The 20,524-nt window shown below is 64.1% G+C and carries 16 protein-coding genes and 1 tRNA gene; 5 read left to right on the forward strand and 12 right to left on the reverse strand.

What is annotated here, in order from left to right; all coding sequences use genetic code 11:
* Positions 1 to 55 precede the first annotated feature (55 nt).
* A complete protein-coding gene (locus AFIC_RS01655; protein ID WP_420833355.1) occupies positions 56 to 1,024 on the reverse strand; it encodes a glycoside hydrolase family 3 N-terminal domain-containing protein in 969 nt (322 codons plus the stop codon).
* 255 nt (positions 1,025 to 1,279) lie between these two features.
* Here AFIC_RS01655 and AFIC_RS01660 point away from each other — a divergent pair, with 255 nt between their 5' ends.
* Both AFIC_RS01660 and murC read left to right on the forward strand, forming a co-directional pair.
* On the forward strand, positions 1,280 to 1,888 hold the full coding sequence (locus AFIC_RS01660; protein WP_275247465.1) for a YdcF family protein: 609 nt from the start codon (positions 1,280 to 1,282) through the stop codon (positions 1,886 to 1,888).
* Entirely contained in the window at positions 1,889 to 5,836 is a 3,948-nt protein-coding gene (murC, locus tag AFIC_RS01665) for a UDP-N-acetylmuramate--L-alanine ligase (protein ID WP_275247466.1), read from the forward strand.
* Between the two features lies 1 nt (position 5,837).
* Here murC and AFIC_RS01670 read toward each other — a convergent pair.
* The 4 genes from AFIC_RS01670 to AFIC_RS01685 all read right to left on the reverse strand — a co-directional run bounded on the left by AFIC_RS01670 (position 5,838) and on the right by AFIC_RS01685 (position 7,776).
* Positions 5,838 to 5,914 (reverse strand) — tRNA-Arg (locus AFIC_RS01670).
* Between the two features lie 51 nt (positions 5,915 to 5,965).
* On the reverse strand, positions 5,966 to 6,370 hold the full coding sequence (locus AFIC_RS01675; protein WP_275247467.1) for a YccF domain-containing protein: 405 nt from the start codon (positions 6,368 to 6,370) through the stop codon (positions 5,966 to 5,968).
* A 30-nt stretch (positions 6,371 to 6,400) separates the two neighbouring features.
* The gene (locus AFIC_RS01680; protein ID WP_275247468.1) at positions 6,401 to 6,664 is read right to left on the reverse strand and encodes an Ada metal-binding domain-containing protein; all 264 of its coding nucleotides are present in this window, start codon (positions 6,662 to 6,664) and stop codon (positions 6,401 to 6,403) included.
* Between the two features lie 11 nt (positions 6,665 to 6,675).
* Complete coding sequence (locus AFIC_RS01685) at positions 6,676 to 7,776, reverse strand: NADH:flavin oxidoreductase/NADH oxidase (RefSeq protein WP_275247469.1); 1,101 nt, start codon at positions 7,774 to 7,776, stop codon at positions 6,676 to 6,678.
* Between the two features lie 92 nt (positions 7,777 to 7,868).
* Between AFIC_RS01685 and AFIC_RS01690 the strand changes: the two genes are divergently transcribed.
* Complete coding sequence (locus AFIC_RS01690; RefSeq protein ID WP_275247470.1) at positions 7,869 to 9,017, forward strand: DUF3095 domain-containing protein; 1,149 nt, start codon at positions 7,869 to 7,871, stop codon at positions 9,015 to 9,017.
* A gap of 7 nt (positions 9,018 to 9,024) precedes the next feature.
* On the opposite strand, the gene AFIC_RS01695 is transcribed toward AFIC_RS01690, so the two are convergent.
* From AFIC_RS01695 to AFIC_RS01715, 5 genes are all read right to left on the reverse strand, one after another.
* Positions 9,025 to 9,693: an MBL fold metallo-hydrolase gene (locus tag AFIC_RS01695; RefSeq protein WP_275247471.1), complete on the reverse strand. Its 669-nt coding sequence runs from the start codon at positions 9,691 to 9,693 to the stop codon at positions 9,025 to 9,027.
* A gap of 82 nt (positions 9,694 to 9,775) precedes the next feature.
* Positions 9,776 to 10,333, reverse strand: a complete 558-nt coding sequence (locus AFIC_RS01700; protein WP_275247472.1) for a biliverdin-producing heme oxygenase — start codon at positions 10,331 to 10,333, stop codon at positions 9,776 to 9,778.
* A gap of 19 nt (positions 10,334 to 10,352) precedes the next feature.
* On the reverse strand, positions 10,353 to 10,583 hold the full coding sequence (locus AFIC_RS01705) for a hypothetical protein (protein ID WP_275247473.1): 231 nt from the start codon (positions 10,581 to 10,583) through the stop codon (positions 10,353 to 10,355).
* Positions 10,584 to 10,690: 107 nt separating this feature from the next.
* Positions 10,691 to 11,263 (reverse strand): ActR/PrrA/RegA family redox response regulator transcription factor, encoded by a 573-nt coding sequence (locus AFIC_RS01710; protein ID WP_275247474.1) that lies wholly within the window; start codon positions 11,261 to 11,263, stop codon positions 10,691 to 10,693.
* A 91-nt stretch (positions 11,264 to 11,354) separates the two neighbouring features.
* Positions 11,355 to 12,686 (reverse strand): ActS/PrrB/RegB family redox-sensitive histidine kinase, encoded by a 1,332-nt coding sequence (locus AFIC_RS01715; RefSeq protein WP_275247475.1) that lies wholly within the window; start codon positions 12,684 to 12,686, stop codon positions 11,355 to 11,357.
* 150 nt (positions 12,687 to 12,836) lie between these two features.
* Between AFIC_RS01715 and AFIC_RS01720 the strand changes: the two genes are divergently transcribed.
* Together AFIC_RS01720 and AFIC_RS01725 are read left to right on the forward strand one after the other, a co-directional pair.
* Positions 12,837 to 14,162 carry a polyhydroxyalkanoate depolymerase gene (locus AFIC_RS01720; protein WP_275247476.1) on the forward strand — a complete coding sequence of 442 codons (1,326 nt, stop codon included), beginning with the start codon at positions 12,837 to 12,839 and terminating at the stop codon, positions 14,160 to 14,162.
* A gap of 254 nt (positions 14,163 to 14,416) precedes the next feature.
* Positions 14,417 to 15,256, forward strand: coding sequence for a M48 family metallopeptidase (locus AFIC_RS01725; protein WP_275247477.1), 840 nt, complete (start codon positions 14,417 to 14,419; stop codon positions 15,254 to 15,256).
* 15 nt (positions 15,257 to 15,271) lie between these two features.
* Here the strand turns inward: AFIC_RS01725 and AFIC_RS01730 are convergent, their stop codons facing one another.
* Both AFIC_RS01730 and AFIC_RS01735 read right to left on the reverse strand, forming a co-directional pair.
* A complete protein-coding gene (locus AFIC_RS01730; protein ID WP_275247478.1) occupies positions 15,272 to 17,542 on the reverse strand; it encodes a transglycosylase domain-containing protein in 2,271 nt (756 codons plus the stop codon).
* A 103-nt stretch (positions 17,543 to 17,645) separates the two neighbouring features.
* A complete protein-coding gene (locus tag AFIC_RS01735) occupies positions 17,646 to 20,375 on the reverse strand; it encodes a [protein-PII] uridylyltransferase (RefSeq protein ID WP_275248606.1) in 2,730 nt (909 codons plus the stop codon).
* Positions 20,376 to 20,524 lie beyond the last annotated feature (149 nt).

Here is a 20,524-nt window from a genome sequence, read left to right on the forward strand (position 1 = left end):
ATATTAAACTATATATTGTCGGGACGCCAGAACTATCTGGCCGCGCGCGCGACGCTCAGATCGCAACGGGCAGGGCTTCGACGCGGCGCGCGGAGGCGGCGATGGCCTCGCGCGACAGGATGCCGCCCGCGATGGCCTCCTCCACCCATTTCAAAGCATGCAGCGGAAAATTCGGATCGTGATCGGTGACGTTCTTGGCCATGATCAGATCGTTGCCCGCCGCGAGGGCGGCGATGAACGCCGCTTTGCGGTCCATGTTTTTGGCAAGCGCGGCCATGTCGATGTCGTCGGTCATGATGACGCCCGCAAAGCGCAGTTTCTCGCGCAGCAGTCCTGTCGTGACTTTGCGGGACAGCGTCGTGGGCAGCAGCGGATCCAGCGAGGTCAGTTTCAGATGCGTGCCCATGATGAGGTCGGTGCGGCCATTGTTCAGGAGTGCGGTGTATGGCTCCAGATCGCGGGCCGACCAGGTTTTGGTGATGTCGGGAAGCTCGTCGTGGTTGTCTTCCATGACGTTTCCGTAGCCGGGAAAGTGCTTCAGGGCACAGACGATGCGCGAGGCACGGAAGCCATCGACGAAGGCGCGCGCATAGCCGGCGATGACATTCGGGTCAGACGAAAAAGCGCGCCCGAATTTCGCGATCGCCGGGTTTCCGGGCGCATAGATATCGACCACAGGCGCGAGGTTGATGTTGAAACCGGTCGCGGCAAATTCGGCGCCGGCCTGCGTGTACAGATCGAGTGCCTCGGACGGGCTCATGCTCCCCGGAATGTCGAACGCCTTTGGAAGGCGACGGCATCCGTGAATCGGGATCAGCCGCTGGACAAGGCCTCCTTCGTGATCGATGGCGAGGCGCAGGCGGGGGCGCGCGGCCTTGAAGCCTGCGACCAGGTCCTCAAGATCGCGATTGGACCCGACGTTATCCTGGACGAACAAGACCGAGCCGACATGGCCATGACGGATGTGCCGGGCCAGCCGGATGGCGGAGGGCGAATCGGGGGTCGATCCGGCAAAGCCGACCATCAACAGGGATGCAACGTCGGAGGCGAGGGAAGGGAGCGGCTCGGCCGCCCTCGCCGCGAAAGTAGCAACGCCGGCGGCAGATGCTATAAAGGCACGGCGGCTTATCCGTGAATTGAAACGCGGCACTCAATCCCCAATCAGGCACATGATACGCTCTCACATTAAACCTGAAGCGTTGCGAACCGTCGATAGCGGCAAGGACACACGGAGGATTGTGCTGTGCCTGCCGGTCATGCGGTAACGGGAGAGGCTCCGATGGAGTCAAGCCGCGACATACGCGTTGCAGAGGTCCGGGCGGCCGTCGCGCGTTTCCTGCATCTCGAGGATGAGCCACAGCCTGTCGATTTGAGTTTTGTTCTGGGCAGCGCCACGCCTTCAAACATCGATCCGGCGATTGATCTGTTCAAGGCCGGGCTGACGAAGCGGATATGGATTTCCGGAAAGGGACCCAAGCCCCGGCGATGGCGACCTTTCAGGAAAAACAAGGCTGAGCCGGAAAGCAGGATCTATCAGCGTCTGGCGATTGAGCGCGGTGTTCCCGCGGAAGCGATCTGGGTGGAGGATCGCTCCAGCAACACGCTGGAGAATTTTGTCTTCTCCGCAAGGATGATCGAGGCCACGTTCGGCTGGACCAATATCCACACGGTTTCCCTGACCGCGAAGCCCTATCACATGCGGCGCGCGCTGATGACCGCTCTCAAGGTCTGGCCGGCGCATCTGCGCTACGTCATGCGGCCGTCCTACGCCGCGGACGATCCGCCGCTGGATGAATGGTGGACGTCGCCGGTGGGGCGTCATTTCGTAATGAAGGAATTGCGGTCGATCGGCGCATATGCCCTCAAAGGGGACATCGAGGGCTTTTAAGTGCGCGACTCTCTCCCCCAGCACATTCATCTGATCGGCATCAACGGCTCCGGAATGACCGGGCTTGCCGAATATCTGCTCGGCCTCGGCAAGACGGTGACGGGCAGCGACCTCAATGCGACGCGCGGTGGTCCTCTCGAACAGAAAGGCGCGACGGTCTTTCACGGCCACCGTTCGGATCACATCAACGGCGCCGGAATGGTGGTCTACAGCGACGCCGTCCCGTTCTCGAACCCGGAGCTTGCCGAAGCGCGGATACGCGATCTTCCGATGGTCAAGCGCGCGCAATGCCTCGGGCGGCTGCTCGAAGGCTCGCGCGCGGTGGCGGTCTCCGGTTCGCACGGCAAATCGTCCACTACGACGATGATCGCGAATATTCTGCGGGCCGGCGGTCATGACGCCTCCCATATCGTCGGGGCGCCTTCGCCATGTCTCGACAATGCCCAGGGGCGGCGCGGCGCCTCGGATATCTTCGTGTTCGAGGCCTGCGAGGCGTTCCAGAATCTCGCGCCATTATCGCCGGACATCGCGCTGATCCTCAATATCGACGACGACCACATCGAGCATTATGGCTCGGTGGAAAAGTTGCTCGGCGCATTCCGGGATTTCGCCGGGCGAATCCGCGACGGTGGCGCGCTGATCGTCAACGGCGAGGACGCGCGGGCGCGTGACGCCGCGGCCGCCGCATCGGTGCCGGTCACGACATTCGGCCTTTCGGCCGAGTGTGATGTTCATGCCGCGGATATCGCAATGGACGGCAGCGGCTCGACATTCTCCGTCATCGCCCATGGCGCGGAACTTGGAGCGCTGCGGCTGAAGGTGCCGGGCCGGCACATGGTCGGCAATGCGCTGGCGTGCGTTGCCGCGTGTCTCGCGCTCGACGTGCCGTTCGCGGCGATCCGGCGCGGTTTCGAGCAGTTCACCGGCGTATCGCGGCGATGGCAGATGCATGGAGAGGTCCATGGCCTTCGTTTGATCGACGACTATGCGCATCACCCGACGGAGCTGAGGGCCTGCCTGGAAACAGCGAAGCTGGCCGCCGCTCATTCCGGGAGTCTTTGTCTCGCGTTTCAGCCGCAGCTCTATTCGCGCACGCGGCGTCTGTTCGCTGAATATGTCGAGGTGCTGAAAGGATTCGACCGCGTTGGCCTCGTTGAAATCGACGGAGCTGGTGAAAAGAACACGTCCGGCGTCAGCGTCCATCATCTCGCGGACGCATTGCGCGAGGCCGGGAAGACAGTGCTCGCCTTCCCCGATGCCGGAGAATTGCTGCGGAACGTATCGAGCCTTGCCTCAAGGGGCGACACGCTGATTGTTGCCGGTGCGGGCAACATCCGGCAGGCGGTGGCGGATTTCGCAAAAGGTGGATTCGCTTTGGAGCCGCAATCGCAATCAGGCGCGCTACCCGGTGCCGCGAATGAAACTCCATCCGCGAACGGGAAGGTGCGGGCTTTTTCGGTTCCGGAGGCCGACGATGGGGAACGCGACACCGACTGGCTCGGCCGCGCCCGCCCGAAGACCGTGCTCGATCTCTTCAATCGCCATGTCAGACGTAACCCCGATGCGCCCGCCGTGTCCGGCGAGGCCGGAACGCTGAGTTATCGCGAACTGGATCTCACAGCGTCCCGGTTCGCGGTGGTTTTGCTGGAACGGGGCGTCGAGCCCGGTGCGACGGTGGGGGTATCGCTGCCATCGTCCGTCGAATTGATCATCGCGATCGTCGCCATCGCGAAAATCGGCGGCGTCTATCTCCCGCTCGATGCGAGCCTGCCGCCCGAGCGGGTGAAATACATGCTCAGAGCCTCGCATGCGCCGGTGCTGCTGACACGGTCGCAATCCGCGCACGATCTGCCGGCCTTCGGCGTGAGGCGTTGCTATATCGAGCGGCTGTTGCAAGAGACGCTGTTCGGAGAGCCATCGCTGGAAAGCCTCGCGCCGCGCGGCGGAGATGCTGCCTATATCTGCTTCACGTCGGGTTCGACCGGCAAGCCGAAGGGGATCGCGATATCCCATCGCTCGCTGTTTTTGTTGTGTAAGGACATCACAAGACGATTCAAGGTCAGGCCCGGCGCGCGGGTGTCGATCAACACCTCGATCAGTTTCGACATCTCGCTTGGCGAAATCTGGATGTCGCTCACGGGCGGCTCAGAGGCAGTTGTGACCGACTGGATCAGGCCGCTGGTCGGGCAACGCCTGGCCGATTTCATCAACGACAGGAGAATCACCCATCTGTCGGTGACGCCGAGCATCCTGATGAGCGTTCCGGTGCAGACGCTGCGCTCGCTGAAATGCATCGTTTCGGTGGGCGAGGCCTTGCCGGACATTCTGGTGCGGCGATGGGCGAGGGGCCAGCATCTTGTCAACGCCTATGGTCCGACCGAGGCGACGATCTATGCGACCGCTGCTTTGTGCCGCAGAAAGCGGCCGGTGACGATCGGGCGGCAGTTGGGACATGTGCGCACCCTCGTGCTCGATCAAAACCTCGTGCCGGTCGCGAAGGGCGAGATCGGCGAGCTTTGCCTCGAGGGGCCGGGCGTCGCGCGCGGTTATATCGCGGGCACCGAGGGGAGCTCGAACAGTTTCGTCACAAGGCATCGGGCGGGGCGCGAAAGCGTCCTGTACCGCACCGGCGACATGGTTCGCAAAGACCGTTGGGGCCGCCTGCTCTATCTCGGCCGCGCCGACAACCAGATCAAGATCAACGGCAACAGGATCGAACTTGAGGAGATCGAGTCCCGTCTGCGGGAAGCTCCCGGCGTGCGCGACGCCGTTGTTTGTGTCCGAACCGTCCGCGAGCAGAAGGATCTGGTCGCTTTCGTCGTGCTGGAGGCGGACGCCGACCTGCCATCGATCCGCGCGCGACTGGCATCGTGGTTTTCGGAGGCGATGCTGCCGAGGCAGATCATCGAGGTGCCGGAAATCCGTCTGACGCCGAGTGGCAAGAAAGACCGGAACTGGGCGCTGGCGAATTTCGGCCGGCGCGCGATGAGTCGCGCGGTCTATACTGCGCCTGAGACGAAGCCCGAGCAGAAACTGCTCGCGATCTGGAAAACCGTGCTGGCGCCGGAATTCGATATAGGTGTGTACGATTCGTTCCATCGCCTTGGCGGCGACTCGCTGCAATTTTTGCTGATGATCGAGGAGGTCGAGCGGACGTTCGGTGTGCGGGTGCCTCCCGGCGCGTTTCACGCCGGCCTCAACGCGCTGGACATGGCGGCCGCCATCGAAACCATGACGCAGGAGAAATCCGGCGACATGCCCGCCGATGGATCGTTCGAAAGCGGGCTGCTCTACAAGCGGCTGAAACAGTTGACGTTCGACTGGAGCGGCGAGCGCAGGACGCCAGGTTCGCTCATCATGTCGCACATTTCGCCGCGCGCCCGCTACCAATTATTCATTTGCGCGCAACTCGATGAGGAAATCGAGATGCTAGCGCATGCATTGGGGCCGGATTTTTCCGTGCACGGCATGCGCTCGGGCCATCTCGTGATGGAGTACAGCGAAGCGCAGGTGGGCGCATTGGCCGAATATTATCTTCAGGAGATGCTGCCCCTGTTAGACGGCGGTGAGATTGTGATGGCGGGCGTTTGTCAGGGCAGCCTGATCATGCGCGAGATGGCGCTGCGGCTGGCGGAGCGTCATCGGCCGCCGAAACTGTTCGTCGTCATCGAGCAGTTCCGGTTGTTCGCCTATCCTGGTCCCATCGCGCTCTTCTATTCGGAAGATGGCTTCCTCAATCCGATGCGGCGGTTCGAGAGCAGACTGGAGCGTTACGACCAGATCTACGGCGATTCCTACACCGTCGATCTGGTGCCCGGCGTCCACGGCGACTCTTTGCGCGAGCCGAATGTGCACCATTTCGCCCGCGCGCTGCGCGCACGGCTTGAGGACGCGCCTGCCGCCGCATCGAACGGCGCGCGGAGCCTTCCATCTAAATCATTGAATTAATTGGCGCACCCGACACGATTCGAACGTGTGACCTTTGCCTTCGGAGGGCAACGCTCTATCCAGCTGAGCTACGGGTGCCTGACGTTCCTGTACCGGATCGCGCGGCTTCGGGCAACGCGAACCTGAGGGTCACGCCGGGACGATGGTCTTGCCGATCGGCCACAGCGCGATACCCGCGAGCTTGAGATGCGCCCACGCGAACGGCAGGCCGACGATGGTGATGGCCATCAGCAGCGCGGTGCCGAGATGCCCCAGCGCCAGCCACCAGCCGGCGAGGATGAACCAGATGATATTGCCGATCACCCCGAGCGGCCCGGTGCCGACATCGGAACGGCCGGTGACGATCTCACGCGACATTGCGCGCTGGCCGAACGGAAACAGCGTGTAGCCCGCGATATTCATCGCCGCGCGCGCCCATGGAATGCCGATGATGGTGATCGCCATCAGCACGGCCGCGACCATCCAGCCGACCGCCATCCAGAAGCCGCCGAGCACGATCCAGAGAATGTTCAGGAGAAGCGAAACCGGAGACATAAGCGGTCCTCATGGGCTGCGTTGCGTGCGTCACGCCGTTCGTGCGCGCCATGCTCGATATTGGGTCGGCAGGCAGACCGCGCAAGGACGGTATCCGGCCGCAATCGCGCTCGCCTCGTCGGCGAAGAACACGCGATGCCGCCGGTAGGTATCGCCCTTTGTCAGCGCACGGACAGCGGTGCGGCAGTCGAGGCGGCCATAGATGCGCTGCTTTTTATGGCCGCCGAACAGGCCGGGTGTCGGGCTGTCATAAAGCGTGCCGTCAGGTCCGAGCAGGCGATAGGTTGTGGGCATGCCGGTCGCCTTTAAGGCGCGTTGAACAAATCCGAATGGCCGTGCGGGGCGCAGCGCAGATATTGCGGCGGCGCGTGAACGTGATCGCCAAGTTCGGCCGCGGCGTGCCACGGCCAGCGCGGATCGTACAGCGCGGCGCGGGCGAGCGCGATGGCGTCGGCTTGCCCCTTTTTGAGAATCTCTTCCGCCTGCCGAGGCTCGGTGATGAGACCGACCGCGATGGTGGGAATGTTCGCCTCGGTGCGGATGCGCTCGGAGAACGCGACCTGATAGCCGGGGCCGAGCTTGATCTGTTGCGCCGGCGTCAGTCCGCCGCTGGACACATGGATCGCGGGACAGCCGCGGATTTTCAATTGCTTCGCGAAAGCGACAGAACTTTCGACATCCCAGCCGCCGTCGGCCCAGTCGGTCGCGGAGAGGCGGACCCAGACCGGCCTGTCCGCCGGGAATGCCGCGCGTACCGCGTCAAAGACCTCGAGCGGAAACCGCATCCGGTTCTCAAGGCTGCCGCCATATTGATCGGTGCGTGCGTTGGACAGCGGCGACAGGAACTGGTGCAGCAGATAACCATGCGCGGCGTGAATCTCGATGCCGTCGATGCCGAGTTCGGCGGTGCGTTGCGCCGCGCGCACGAAATCGTCGCGCACGCGTGCAAGCCCCTGCGCATCGAGCGCGGCCGACGGATTTTCACCTGCCGCGAAGGCGAGCGCGGAGGGGGCCTCGGTCTGCCAGCCATTTTTCCCGCCCGGCGGAATCTGTCCGCCGCCTTCCCATGGCACCTTGGTCGAGGCCTTGCGCCCGGCATGGGCGAGCTGGATCGCGACCTTGATCGGCGAATAGACGCGCACCGCATGAAGCACGCGCGCCAGCGCCGCTTGATTGGCATCGGAGTAAAGTCCGAGATCCTGCGGCGAGATGCGGCCCTCGGGCGACACGCCGGTCGCTTCCAGAATGAGGAGTCCCGCGCCGGACAACGCCAGATGGCCAAGATGGATCATGTGCCAGTCGGTGGCGCTGCCGTCCTTGGCGGAGTATTGGCACATCGGTGCGATGACAATGCGGTTGGGCAAAGCGAGCTGGCCCAACTGCCAGGGTGCGAACAATTCACTCACGCGTGATCTCACTATCGTTGGTAAGGCGGACTTGGTAGCAGACCGGGCCGATGATCCAAATGAGACAGAAGCATGAGCCGGAGCGGAACGGTATGAATCGGGACAAAGATGCCGCGTTCTATTCCGGCATTCCGGCATTCGATGATTTCGGCCGCCTGATGGAGCCGTCGCTGTATCGTCCGCTGCCGGAGGGCTGGTTGATCGGCACGGCCGACATCGTGCGTTCGACCGATGCGATCGCCAATCGGCGTTACAAGGCCGTCAACATGGCGGGCGCTGCGGTGATCGCGGCCATGACCAATGCGATGGAGCTGCGGGATTTTCCGTTCGTGTTCGGCGGCGACGGCGCGAGTTTCGCGGTGGCGGCAGCCGACCGCGAGATCGCCGCGCGCGTGCTTGCGGAAACGGCGGCCTGGGTGGATGAGGCGCTGCATCTCACCATGCGCGTGGCGCTCGTTCCGGTTGAGGCGATCCGTGCGGCAGGGCTCGATGTGCGCGTGGCGCGCTATGCGCCGTCGCCCCATGTCTCTTATGCGATGTTCGAGGGCGGCGGTTTGAGATGGGCCGATGCCGCGATGAAGCGCGGTGCGTTCGCGGTGCCGCAAGCGCCGCGCGGCAGCCATCCCGATCTCACCGGTCTGTCCTGTCATTTTTCCGAAATCCTGTCGGCGCGCGGGGTGATGTTGTCGATTCTCGTGGTGCCGCATGGCGATAACAAATCCGCATTCCGCGCGGTGATCGAAAGAATGTTGGCGCTGGTGGAGATGAGTCCGGAGGGTGGCCGTCCGATTCCGCCGCAAGGCCCGCCGCGCCGCTGGCCTTCGCCGGGCGCGGATTATGTCGCACGCGCGTGGCGTCGCGGGCCGCTGTGGTGGCGTCGCGGCGTGGCGTCGCTGGGTGCGCTCTGGCTTGTTGGGATGGCGCGCTCTCCAGTTCGCATCGGTAGATACGCGATGCGGACCTATCTACAGCAGGTGGTGGAGAATTCGGACTTCCGGAAATATGACGACGGCCTGCGCATGGTGATCGATTGTCCGCCGCAGACCGCAAATGCGATCGAAAAGCTGCTGGCGCGCGCGGCGGAAGCGGGCACGATCCGTTACGGCCTGCACCGGCAGGACGCGGCACTGATGACATGCTTCACGCTGGCGGCGGCGGGCGCCGGTCATTTCCATTTCGTCGACGGCGCGCGCGGCGGCTATGCCTCGGCGGCGGTCGCGCTCAAGGCCGCGATGGGTTGAAACGCGATCAGGCCATGCCGGTGAGGAACGGATTGCTCAGCCGCTCCTGGCCGATGGTCGAGCCGGGGCCGTGGCCGCAGATGAAGCCGACCTCGTCGCCGAGCGGCAGCACCTTGTCGCGGATCGAGGCCAGCAGCGTTTCGTGATCGCCGCCCGGCAAATCGGTACGTCCGATCGAGCCGTTGAACAGCACGTCGCCCATGATCGCGAATTTCATGTCCGGGTTGAAGAACACCATGCTGCCCGGCGAGTGGCCGGGGCAATGCAGCAGATCGAACGTCAGTTCGCCGACGCTGACCCTGTCGCCTTCGTTCAGCCAGGTGTCGGGCTCCACGTTGCGCAGGCCGGTGAGGCCATAGCGCCGCGCGCTGTCCGTGACATGATCGAGAAGAAACTTGTCGGCGATGTGCGGGCCGGTGATCGGCACCTTGAGATGCTCGCGCAGTTCATCGGCGCCGCCGACATGATCGACATGGCCATGGGTGAGCCAGATGTGCTCGACCTTGACCCCGGCCCGCTTGATGGCGTTGAGAATGTCGAGCACGTCGCCGCCGGGATCGACCACCGCGGCCTTTTTGGTCTGCTCGCACCACAGCAACATGCAGTTCTGCTGGAACGGCGTGACGGGAATGATGCTGGCGCCGGCTTTGGGCGCCTCAATGGTCTGTTCGGTCATGCGGCCACAAAGCGTATTTTCCGCGCCCGGCCAAGGGGTTTTTTGAGTGGATTTTTGAGCGAGCCTGAAGCGGACTTTCGGATTATTCGGCGGCGGTGCTGACGATCGGCACCAGCGCGCTCTCGAACATGCCGAAGGCGATCTGCGCGCCTTGCACCACGGACTGCGGATCGTTCAGCGCGGCGGGATGGGTTTCCAGTGCGTCGAGGAATGTCGGCCACAGCCGCTGGCCAAAACCGTGCCGCAGATATTTCGTCGCGCCGATCGAGCAGGAGTCGGGATATTGCGCGAGACGCGACAGCATCACCCGCGCGCCCATGCGCAACGCCTCCAGCACGTAGACCGCTCCGAACATCTGCGCGGGATTCTCGAATTGCGGTTCCGGCAGCGGATCGCAGGAGGCATCCATCACGATCAGGTCGTGTTCGAGTGCTGCGGAGCGCGCGCGGCGTGGCCAGTCGGGCAGGATGAACGCGACGCCGTTGCGCTCGAGCGCGGTCTCGATGGGGAACAGCGCCTCGGCCTGCCCGCGCAGGAAGCTCGCGTAATAGCGGGGCTTGCTGAGGTCGAGCCACGACAGCGCGAGGTCGAGCCGCCGGTGGGAGGTGTGGGTCGCTTCGCGGATGAGATCGTGGATCATGGCCCGCTCGCGGATGGTCTCAAGCCCTGGAGGGCCGCGTGACGACGATCTCGCGCGCCGTCACCAGTTCGGAGAGAAGGTCGGCGATATAATTCTTGGTGATCTGCGCGGGATAGGCGGGACGGCCGCGCACGGTGATGCGGGGCGCGCCCAGCGGCTTGTCCCAGTCCACGCGATAGTCCTCCAACAGGCCGAGGCGCTTGGTGGCTTCGAGGCGTGTCGAGATGTCGATATGGCGGGCTTTGCGCATGGACGCTCGGTTGCTCCCTGAATTCACCGGTGCAACGCGGAGCGGCCCAAAAAAGTTCCGGCCCGCTGCGAACGGGCCGGATGACGAATTCGGTTCTGACGTCAGGCTTAGCGCGGTGCGCGCTTGGCCAGAATGCGCTGGAGCGTGCGGCGATGCATGTTCAGCCGCCGCGCGGTCTCCGAGACGTTGCGGTCGCACATTTCGTAAATCCGCTGGATGTGCTCCCACCGCACCCGGTCGGCCGACATCGGGTTCTGCGGCAATTCCGACTTGGCGCCGCCGACCGCGAGCAGCGCGGCCGCGACTTCGTCGGCGTCCGCAGGCTTGGCGAGGTAATCGACCGCGCCGAGCTTCACCGCGGTGACCGCGGTGGCGATGTTGCCGTAGCCCGTCAGCACGATGGCGCGGGCGCCCGGCCGCTTGCTTTGCAGCGCCGCCACGACGTCGAGCCCGTTGCCGTCGCCGACGCGCAGATCGACCACCGCGAAGGCGGGAGGCGACTGTTCGATGGCCGCGAGGCCCTCGGGGACGTTGTCGCAGCTCGTGACGGTGAACCCGCGAGTTTCCATGGCGCGCGACAGCCGCTCGAGAAAGGCCTTGTCGTCCTCGACGATCAGCAGGGTGCGGGGCGCGGGCTCGACAGGCAACTGATAGGAAGACGATTGGGTGGCTGCGTACATGGGTTTTCCTTTGTCCATGGTCATCCTATTCCAAATTGATCCGGCAATATGTCGGGCCCCTGCGTCAGAACGCCTCACCGGAGCTTAGCCCTTAAGTGGGCCCGCTGACACCGGTTTCAAAGCGCTCGCGCGGCCAGGAAATGGTGACGATCGCGCCATGATCCGGGAACGGCCGGTTGGAGAAACCGACCTTGGCGCCGGTTCGTTCCAGCAGGGTCCGGGCGATGAACACCCCGAGGCCCAGACCGCGATGGCCGCTCCGGCTGTCCCCGGCCGCCCGGCGGGAGAGATAGGGCTCGCCGATCTTCTTCAGCAGATCGGGCGGGATGCCCGGGCCGTCGTCGGAGATGACGATGTCGACCTGCTCCCGGCTCCACCAGGCATTCACCCCCACCGCGTCGCGGGCAAAATCGACCGCGTTCTCGACGAGATTGCCGATGCCGTACAGCACCGCCGGATTGCGCAGGCCGACCGGCTCGGGCGGGCTGCCGTCGGCGATGCGGATTTTCAGGTCGATGCCGAATTCGCGATGCGGCGCCACCACCTCCTCGATCAGGTTGGTCAGCGGCATGCGGTCGAACGGCGCGCCGCTCGATGAAAGCTGGGTGATCTTGGCGAGGATGTCGCGGCAGCGTTTCGCCTGCTCGCGAATTGTGGCGACGTCGGTGATCAGCGGATCGTCCGGCGCCCGGTCCTTCGCGGCGTTCTGCAACTCGTTGGCGATCAGGAAGATGGTCGACAACGGTGTGCCGAGTTCGTGGGCTGCGGCTGCTGCGAGGCCGTCGATCTGGGTGAGGTGCTGCTCGCGGGTGAGGACAAGTTCGGTGGCCGCGAGCGCGTCGGAGAGCTTGCGGGCTTCCTCGGTCACCTGGAAGGCGTAGAGGCTCGTCACCACCAGCGCCATGATGATCGAGAACCAGACGCCGAGCATGTAGGTCGGCGGCAGCACCAGCGGCTCGTCGCCGTTCCACGGCAGCGGCAGATGGAAGAAGCCGAGAAGGGTGGCGCAGGTCGCGGCCAGCAGCCCGAGCGCGATGGTGTAGCGGGTCGGCAGCGCCGTCGCCGAGATCAGCACCGGCGCGAGGAACAGGAACGAGAACGGGTTCTGCAACCCGCCCGTCAGCATCAGCAGCGCCGCGAGCTCGACGATGTTCATGGCCAGCAACGCGGCGGCGAACACCGGGTCGAGCCGGTGGGTCGGCGCGTAGGCGATTTGCAAAGCGAGGTTCAGGCCTGCCGAAAGGCCGATGACGATGAGGCAGGGCAGGATCGGAACTTCGAAGTCGAAGCCCTGCACCACGATAAAGATTGCTGCCAGTTGCCCGAGAACCGCCAGCCAGCGCAGGCGCAGGATGGTGTGCAGGCGCACGTCCGGCCGAGGGTGCCGGAAATCCGAATGGAGGGTATCGCCCATGAGCGTCATTTATACGTCAACCCTCGATTGCGGAAAGTTCCAAGTGCCTGGGGCAGGCATGATTAAGGTTGAGAAAGCCGGCCGTCACTCCATACGGCGGATTGACGCAGCGGAATGCTGCCATCATGCTATTGCAGCGCAAAATCGAAAGGATTCGCGATGCCGATTGGAGAATTCGGGCGGCCGCCGTCTTTGCCAGAGGATGTGGGCGCGCCTGTCGTCTCTCCGATGTACTGGATGTACGAAATGGGGCAGGCGTCTCTCAGCCCGGCACGCGCTTTCGCCGACGCCACCAAGCTGATGTTCCAGAGCCCGCTCAATCCGCTGGCGGGCACCGAGATCGGCAAATCGATCGCGGCGGGCTGCGAAGTGTTCGAGCGCACCACGCGCCGTTACGGCAAGCCGGAATGGCGCATCGACCATACCGAGGTGCAGGGCGTCTCGACGCCGGTGGAAATCAGGACGGTCTGGGAAAAGCCGTTCTGCCGCCTGCTGCATTTCCGGCGCAAATTTCTGCGGCCGCTGCGCGAGCCGCAGCCGCGCGTGCTGATCGTGGCGCCGATGTCGGGCCACTACGCGACGTTGCTGCGCGGCACGGTGGAAGCGTTCCTGCCCAATCACGAGGTCTACATCACCGACTGGGTCGATGCGCGCATGGTGCCGCTGGCGATGGGACGCTTCGATCTCGACGATTACGTCGACTACGTGATCGAGATGCTGCATGCGCTTGGCGGAAACGTGCATGTCGTGGGGGTTTGTCAGCCTTCGGTGCCGGTGCTCGCGGCGGTTTCGGTGATGGAGGCGCGCAACGATCCGTTCGTGCCGGCGTCCATGATCCTGATGGGCGGCCCGATCGACACGCGGCGCAATCCGACCGCGGTGAACAATCTCGCCGCCGAAAAGGGGATGGAGTGGTTCCGCAACAACGTCATCAGCCGGGTGCCGTTTCCGCATCCCGGCTTCATGCGCGATGTCTATCCGGGCTTCCTGCAACTGACCGGATTCGTCAGCATGAATTTCGACCGCCATCTCGAGGCGCACAAGAAGCTGTTCGACAATCTGGTCAAGGGCGACGGCGATCTCGTCGACAAGCACCGCGAATTCTATGACGAATATCTCGCTGTGATGGATCTGACCGCGGAATTCTACCTCCAGACCGTCGAGGAGGTGTTCGTGAAGCATTCGCTGCCCAAGGGCGAGCTGATGCATCGCGGCACGCGGGTCGATCCGTCGAAAATACATCGTGTCGCGCTGATGACGGTGGAAGGCGAGAACGACGACATCTCGGGTTTGGGCCAGACGGAAGCGGCGCACGACCTCTGCACCTCGATTCCGGCCGAGCGGCGGGTGCATTACATGCAGAAGGGCGTCGGCCACTACGGCGTCTTCAACGGCTCGCGGTTCCGCGCCGAGATTCTGCCCCGGATCGCCGATTTCATCGTCTCGGTTCCCGCCGCCGCGAGCCCCAGGGTCGCCGCCGAATAGCCCAGTTGCGAGCAGGATTCGCAGGAAGTGCCGATTTGGCGGCCATTTCTGGCTCCGGAGCGCCGCCGGGTGCTCCTTCGCGGGCGTAAGTTATTGAATCCTTATCATTTTCCACGCTTAAATTCTGTGGCATCAAAGTGACCAGACGGGCCGCCACGGAATCCGGGTTTCAGGGTAAAAATGAATAGCGAATCTCTGTTCCTTGCCCCCTGATATGGGAGAGGAACCCTCCAGTCCCACGAGATATTGGGCAAATGATTTGTTTTAGCCAAAGCGGATTTCCCTGGCGGCGGATATGGCAGAATCCGGGCCTTCTTCTCGTCCCCGGGTCTCCTGACATGGCTTTTCGCGCCCTTCTTTATCGCCGTCCCACCGAACCTCGTACGCTCGCCGTCAAAATCGGCGCCGCGATTTATGCGGTTCAGTTGCGAAGGCACCGGCGCGCGAGGCGATATACTTTGCGCATCCATCCGAGCCGCCGCGAAGCCATCCTGACCATGCCTCCGCGCGGCAATCTGGCCGATGCGAAGGATTTCGCGCAGCGCCATGGCGCCTGGATCGCGGCGCGCCTCGGCGGATTGCCGAAGGCCGCGCCGTTCTCGCCCGGAACCTCGCTGCCGCTGCGTCATGTCGCGCACAGGATCGTGCATCGCGCCGGCGAACGCGGCACCGTCTGGGCGGAGACGCGCGACAGCGGCGAGAAGATTTTGTGCGTGGCCGGCGGCGTCGAACATGTGGAGCGCCGCGTGCTCGATTTCCTCAAGCGCGAGGCGCGGCGGGAACTGATGCGCGCTTCCAGCCACTACGCCGAGATGCTGGGCGTGAAGGTGAAGCGGATTTCGATCCGCGACCAGTCGAGCCGCTGGGGGTCGTGCACCTCGGCGGGCGCGCTGTCATTTTCGTGGCGGCTGATCCTCGCGCCGCCGTACGTGCTGGATTATCTCGCCGCGCATGAAGTGGCGCATCTGGTCGAGATGAATCACTCGGCGCGGTTCTGGCGCGTGGTCGGGAAAATCTGCCCGCAGACCGAGCGCGCCAAGAAGTGGCTCGATGTCCATGGCAACGATCTGCACCGCTATGGCGTCAAGGACTAAGCGCCGCGCTTCAGCCTATCGACCGCCGAACAGTCGATCCATCAGCCAGCCGCCGCCGGACAACCCGGCGTCGGCTTCCGGCCGTCCCGAGGTTTGCGCAGGCCGAGGGTTGCCGCCGCGCGACGGAGCAGGCTGGGCATAGCGGCTCGCGCCATACGATGGCTCCCTCGCATAGGTGGCCTGATCCGATGGCGCCGGGCCAAGCTGTTGCGGCGCTGGCGCGTTGCCGCCGCGCGAGAACGACTGGAAGAAATCGCTGACCGGATTGCCCGGTTGCGGCACCGGCAGGTTCGCGACCGGCACGCCCTGATGCGCGGCGCGCATGAACCGCGTCCATACTTCCACCGGAAGGCCGCCGCCGGTGGCCTTCCTGGTCGGAGAACTGTCGTCGTTGCCGAGCCACACGCCGGTGACGAGATGCGCGGTGTAGCCGACAAACCATGCGTCGCGGAAATCCTGGCTGGTGCCGGTCTTGCCGGCGGCGTACCAGCCTGGAATGTCAGCCTTCTTCGCGGTGCCGATCACCAGCGTCTCATGCATCATGCCGTTCATCATCGCGACGTAGCGCGGATCGATCACCTGCGAGGCGGGATCGGGCGGGCGCACATAGAGAACCTTGCCGGTGTCGGCGGCCTTGATGCGCATGATGACGTGCGGCGAGACGGCGATGCCGTTATTGGCGAAGGTGGCGTAAGCGCCGACGAGTTCGGTCGGGGACACTTCCGAAGTGCCGAGCGAAATCGTGGCGTTCGGCTCGAGCTTGGAGGCGATGCCGAGCCGGTGCGCGGTGCGCACCACATTCTGCGGGCCGACTTCAAGGCCGAGCCGCACCGCCACGGTGTTGAGCGACATCGCCAGCGCCTGCGTCAGCGTGACGGGTCCGAAATACTGATGGCTGTAATTCTCCGGCTTCCAGCCCTTGACGTCGATCGGCGCATCCTGACGTACGGTGTCGGGCGTCAGCCCCGCTTCCAGTGCGGTGAGATAGACGAAGGGTTTGAACGCCGAGCCCGGCTGCCGCTTCGCGGTGACCGCGCGATTGAACTGGCTCTCGGCGTAGTTGCGTCCGCCGACCATGGCGCGCACCGCGCCGTCCGGCGTCATCGAAACCAGCGCGCCCTGGCTGACATTGTACTTCACGCTCTTGGCGGCGAGTTCGTCGATGATGGCGGTTTCCGCCACGCCTTGCAGTTTGGGATCGATGGTGGTTTCGACCACGATATTCTGATCGACCTGACCGATCAGATCGTCGAGCACCTCGCCGATCCAGTCCGCGACATAGTTGATGGTGCCCGCACCGGTCGGCTTCACCGCAAAGGACGGATGCGCGAGCGCGGCCTTCTGCTGCGCGGGCGTGATCAGCTTGGCGTCCACCATCGCCGCGAGGACAGTGTCGGCGCGCTTCTCCGCGCCTTCCGGGTTGCGGTTGGGCGCTAGCCGCGACGGCGACTTGACGAGGCCCGCGAGCATTGCCGCCTCGAACAGCGTCACGTCCTTGGCGGGCTTGCCGAAATATTTCTGCGCCGCCGCTTCGACGCCATAGGCGCCGGAGCCGAAATAGACGCGGTTGAGATAGAGCTCAAGAATTGTCTTCTTGCTGTATTTGCGCTCCAGCCACAGCGCGAGTTCAGCCTCCTGCAATTTTCGCTGTAGCGTGCGTTCCTGCGTGAGGAACAGGTTCTTGGCGAGCTGTTGCGTCAGCGTGGAGCCGCCCTGCGAAACGCCGCGATGCAGGATGTTGGCGATGGCGGCGCGCGCGATGCCGATCGGGTCGATACCGAAATGCGAGTAGAACCGCCGGTCCTCGATGGCGATGAAGGCGTTCGGCAGATAGGGCGGCAGATCCTTCAGCGAGACGTTGGCGCCCGGCATCTCGCCCCGCGTGGCGATCACGGAACCATCGGTCCCGACGATCTGGATCGTCGGCGGTCGCTTTGGAATTTCCAGCGAGCTGATCGAGGGCAGATGCGCGCCGACCCAGATCACGCCGCCGACGGCGGCGATCATCGCCCACAGGCCGAGAACGACGCCCCAATAGGCGATGCGGCCGAAGCGCTTGCGGAAAGGAGCTTTGCTGGCGCGGCGGGATCCGCCTTTGGAAGCCTTGTTTGTGGACGCCTTGCGTTCGCGCGGTTCGGGCTTCTCGCGGCGCGCGGGCGGCTCGTCCTCGTCCTCGAAATCGCTGTTGTCACCGACGCGGTCGCTGCGGTTCAGGCGCAAGCCGTCGAGGGACGCCTTGCCCTCGAATTTCGGTTCGCGGCGTCCGCCTGATTTTTTCCGCGCCATCCGCTTGCGTCCGTGCCTCTCTCCGGTGACCGGGTTGGAAGCTAACGGCGGCGGTTTAAGGGCAGGTTACCGGCTGGTTAACGGCCATTAGCACTCGGCCGCCTTATGCCGTGCCCCGTGCGGCATCGGGATTGGCAAGAAGGTGCACCAGCGCCCGCTTGATCGCGGCCTGCCGTGTCGGCGCGGTGATCTGCGCGCCCATCAGGTCGGTGACATAGAACACGTCGCGGACCCGTTCGCCGAAGGTCGCGACATGCGCCGAGCCGATGTTGAGGCTGAGCTTCGAGATCGCGGTGGTGAGCTGATAGAGCAGGCCGGGCCGGTCGAGGCCCGTCACCTCGATCACGGTGTAGACATCCGACCACTGGTTGTTGATGACGACCTCCGGCTCGACCACGAACACTTTGGTTTTCGCGCGAGCCTGCGTGCGGCGCGCCATCACTTCCGGCAGGCGCACCTTGCCTTCCAGAACCTGCTCGATCATCTCGCCGATCCGCGAGGCGCGGCGGGCCTCGTCCTCGTTGCGGTCGTACTCGCGGGAGATCGCGATGGTGTCGAGTGCGAGACCATCGGTGGTGGTGTAGATCTGCGCATCGACGATGTTGGCGCCGTTGGCTGCGCAGGCGCCCGCGACGATCGACAGCAGCCACGGATGGTCCGGCGCGAGCAATGTCAGTTCGGTGACGGCGCGGCCTTCCTCGAAGCCGACTTCGATCGCGAGCTTCTTGCCGCTGGCGTCGGCGCTCTTGATGAAGCGCGCGTGATTGATCTTGCGCGGCAGATCGACCTTGAGCCAGTAGGCCGGATATTGCCGGCCGATATAGGCGTCGAGTTCGGCTTCCGGCCAGTCGCGCAGCGCGTTGCGGAATTCGTCATGCGCGACATCGACACGGCGTGCGCGATTGACTTCGGAGAAGCCGCCGGTCAGTGCGGGTTCGGTTTCGTAATAGAGCGTGCGCAGGAGCTGCGCCTTCCAGCCGTTCCACACGCCGGGGCCGACGCCGCGGATGTCGGCGGTGGTGAGGATGGTGAGGAGCTTCATCTGCTCGACCGATTGCACCACGGCCGCGAAATTCTCGATTGTCTTGCGGTCCGACAGATCGCGCGATTGTGCGACCGTGGACATGGTGAGGTGCTCCTGAATGAGCCAGGCGATCAGTTCGGTCTCGGCGGCGTTGAAGCCGAAGCGCGGGCACAATCGCCGCGCGACCTTCGCGCCCGCGATGGAGTGATCTTCCGGCCGGCCCTTGGCGATGTCGTGCAGGAATACGGCCATGTAAAGCGCCGAGCGATGCTCGGGCCGGATTTTCTTGAACAGGTCGTTGGCGAGTGTGAACTCCTCGTGGGTCCCGGCCTCGATCTCTTGCAGAATGCCGACGCAGCGGATCAGGTGCTCGTCCACCGTGTAGTGATGATACATGTTGAACTGCATCATCGACACGATCTTGCCGAAGGTGCGGATGAACTGGCCGAGCACACCGGTCTCGTTCATGCGCCGCAGCACCGTCTCCGCGTCCGGCGAAGTGAGGATTTCCATGAACAGGGCGTTGGCGTCTGGATTGTCGCGGACCTGCGGCGTGATCAGGTTGAGCGAACGCGTCACCGCGCGCATCGCGTCGGGATGGAAATCGAGATTGTTCTTCTGCGCGAGGCGGAAGATGCGGATCAGATTGACCGGGTCGTGCTTGAAGACGTTGGGAGCCGCGAGATTGATGCGGGCGTTGTCGACGATGAAGTCCTCGGTGCCCGCGATCTTGCCGCGACGCTTGTGCGGCCGCAGCCGCGCCATGACGCGGTTGAGCACCGGCGCGGGCTTGGCCTCCTGTTCCTCCAGCTTGGCGCACAGGATCGCGGTGAGGCCGCCGACCTGCCGCGCCACCATGAAGTAATGCTTCATGAAGCGCTCGACATCCTGCATGCCGGGATGTTCGGTGTAGCCGAGCCGTTGCGCGATCTCGCGCTGGATGTCGAACGACAGCCGCTCTTCCGCGCGGTTGGTCTGGAAGTGGATGTTGCAGCGGACCGACCAGAGGAAATCCTCGCAGCGGCGGAAGGTGCGATATTCGGCGGCGTCGAAAATGCCGCGCTTGACGAGTTCGCTGGCGTCGTGGACGCGATAGACGTATTTCGCGATCCAGAACAGCGTGTGCAGGTCGCGCAGGCCGCCCTTGCCGTCCTTGACGTTGGGTTCGACCAGATAGCGCGACTGTCCGGCGCGGGTGAGCCGCTCCTCGCGTTCGGCGAGCTTGGCGGCGACGAATTCGGACGCCGTGCCCTGCACCACGTCCTTGTCGAAGCGCGCCATCAACTCGTCGTAGAGATGCCGGTCACCGATCAGGTAGCGGCTCTCGAGAACCGCGGTGCGAATCGTCATGTCGGCGAGCGCCTGACGGATGCACTCGTTGACGGTGCGAGTGGCGTGGCCGACCTTCAGCCCCATGTCCCAGAGACAATAGAGGATGACTTCGGCGACCTGTTCGCCCCATGCGGTCTGCTTGTAGGGCAGCACGAACAACAGATCGATGTCGGATTCCGGTGCCATCAGGCCGCGCCCGTAACCGCCGGTGGCGACGATCGCCATCCGTTCGGAATCGGATGGCGTCGGCGAGCGATAGAGATGCCTTGTTGCCGTCGTGTAGAGAATGCGAATGATGGCGTCGTGCAGCGCGCACAGCCGCTCGGCGGTGCGCCGGCCGTGCCGCTCGTTGAGCAGTTCCGCCTGCGCGACATCGCGGGCGCGCACCAGTTCGGCTTTCAGCAACTGGGCCATTGCCGAACGGAACGCGTCATCGTGCCCTTCGTGTTTTTCGGCGAGCGCATCGATCCGGTTCATCACCGTTGCGGAATCGAAGCCGAGCACGGGCAGTTCGCTGCCGCGTTCGCGCGTGCTGTCGGACGGAGGGGTCTCAAGAGCGGAAGACGACGTGGGGGTCATGGGCGCTGGCTGCAAAATAATCGGACTGACGAAGCCTTCACGCGGGC

This window comes from [Pseudomonas] carboxydohydrogena, assembly GCF_029030725.1.
Lineage (GTDB): Bacteria > Pseudomonadota > Alphaproteobacteria > Rhizobiales > Xanthobacteraceae > Afipia > Afipia carboxydohydrogena.

Bases quoted from the DNA above. Each gene is read 5' to 3' on its own strand.
- AFIC_RS01695 (WP_275247471.1), bottom strand. From the start codon at position 9,693: ATGACCGAACAGACCATTGAGGCGCCCAAAGCCGGCGCCAGCATCATT.
- AFIC_RS01730 (WP_275247478.1), bottom strand. From the start codon at position 17,542: ATGGCGCGGAAAAAATCAGGCGGACGCCGCGAACCGAAATTCGAGGGC.
- AFIC_RS01720 (WP_275247476.1), top strand. From the start codon at position 12,837: ATGCCGATTGGAGAATTCGGGCGGCCGCCGTCTTTGCCAGAGGATGTG.
- AFIC_RS01715 (WP_275247475.1), bottom strand. From the start codon at position 12,686: ATGACGCTCATGGGCGATACCCTCCATTCGGATTTCCGGCACCCTCGG.
- AFIC_RS01725 (WP_275247477.1), top strand. From the start codon at position 14,417: ATGATTTGTTTTAGCCAAAGCGGATTTCCCTGGCGGCGGATATGGCAG.
- AFIC_RS01655 (WP_420833355.1), bottom strand. From the start codon at position 1,024: ATGGTCGGCTTTGCCGGATCGACCCCCGATTCGCCCTCCGCCATCCGG.
- AFIC_RS01710 (WP_275247474.1), bottom strand. From the start codon at position 11,263: ATGTACGCAGCCACCCAATCGTCTTCCTATCAGTTGCCTGTCGAGCCC.
- AFIC_RS01705 (WP_275247473.1), bottom strand. From the start codon at position 10,583: ATGCGCAAAGCCCGCCATATCGACATCTCGACACGCCTCGAAGCCACC.
- AFIC_RS01700 (WP_275247472.1), bottom strand. From the start codon at position 10,333: ATGATCCACGATCTCATCCGCGAAGCGACCCACACCTCCCACCGGCGG.
- AFIC_RS01660 (WP_275247465.1), top strand. From the start codon at position 1,280: ATGGAGTCAAGCCGCGACATACGCGTTGCAGAGGTCCGGGCGGCCGTC.
- AFIC_RS01680 (WP_275247468.1), bottom strand. From the start codon at position 6,664: ATGCCCACAACCTATCGCCTGCTCGGACCTGACGGCACGCTTTATGAC.
- AFIC_RS01690 (WP_275247470.1), top strand. From the start codon at position 7,869: ATGAATCGGGACAAAGATGCCGCGTTCTATTCCGGCATTCCGGCATTC.
- AFIC_RS01675 (WP_275247467.1), bottom strand. From the start codon at position 6,370: ATGTCTCCGGTTTCGCTTCTCCTGAACATTCTCTGGATCGTGCTCGGC.
- AFIC_RS01735 (WP_275248606.1), bottom strand. From the start codon at position 20,375: ATGAACCGGATCGATGCGCTCGCCGAAAAACACGAAGGGCACGATGAC.